General features: G+C 66.6%; 1 protein-coding gene. It reads left to right on the plus strand.

Translation table 11 applies throughout. The features are described from left to right. Positions 1–238 precede the first annotated feature (238 nt). The coding region (locus ACTQ49_RS14965; RefSeq protein WP_441828629.1) for an IS110 family transposase at positions 239–916 on the plus strand (678 nt) is incomplete at its 3' end.

The raw sequence follows: 916 nt of genomic DNA on the forward strand, positions 1-916 counted from the left end.
ACCCGTTACCTTGCTGGTGACCCCGTAGGGCGGGGTTACGGTCGCCGGGCCCGGCATGACTCAGTGCCCCTGTCGTTTGCATGATCCGGGGGGTGTTGTCACCGGGCCTGGTGGCGCCAGCCGACCGCTGATAGGGACACGGCCCAGCATTGAGGTCTCTTTGTAACGTGGGTGCCGGCAGCTGACGCATCACCAACCCGACGACCGTCGAACGCGGGATGGAAGGATGGTGGTCGTCATGAACCAGGACAGCGGCTTCGACATCTGGTGCGGGCTGGACGTGGGCAAGCAGGCCCACCACGCCTGTGCACTGGATGCTGCCGGCAAACGCGTCTTCGACAAGGCCTTACCCCAGGACCAGGCCAAGCTCGAGGACCTGTTCACCCGACTCCAAGAGCACGGGCGGGTGCTGGTGATCGTTGACCAGCCGAACACGATCGGCGCGCTACCGATCGCTGTCGCCCGGTCGATGGGCATCCAGGTCGCCTACCTGCCCGGCCTGGCGATGCGCCGCGCGGCTGACCTCTACCCTGGCAACGCCAAGACCGACGCCAAGGATGCGTTCATCATCGCGGATGCCGCGAGGACCATGCCACACACCCTGCGCCGCGTCGACACCGGCGAAGAAACCCTCGCCCAACTCAAGGTCCTGGTCGGCTTCGACGAGGACCTCGCCGCCGAGGCCACCCGCTTGTCGAACCGCATCCGAGGCCTGCTCACCCAGATCCATCCCGCGCTGGAACGCGTTGTCGGACCCAGGTTGACCACCAAACAGGGCTTGGCCGTGATCGAACAACTCGGTGGACCCCACGGCATGGCCCACGCCTCGAAGTCCAAGCTGCTGCGGGTCATCACCAAGGCCTACCCCCGCGGCGCGCAGGACTTCGCCGACGCCATCACCCAGGCCCTGGCGGAG

Source organism: Luteococcus sp. Sow4_B9, assembly GCF_052116585.1.
Taxonomy (GTDB): Bacteria; Actinomycetota; Actinomycetes; order Propionibacteriales; family Propionibacteriaceae; genus Luteococcus.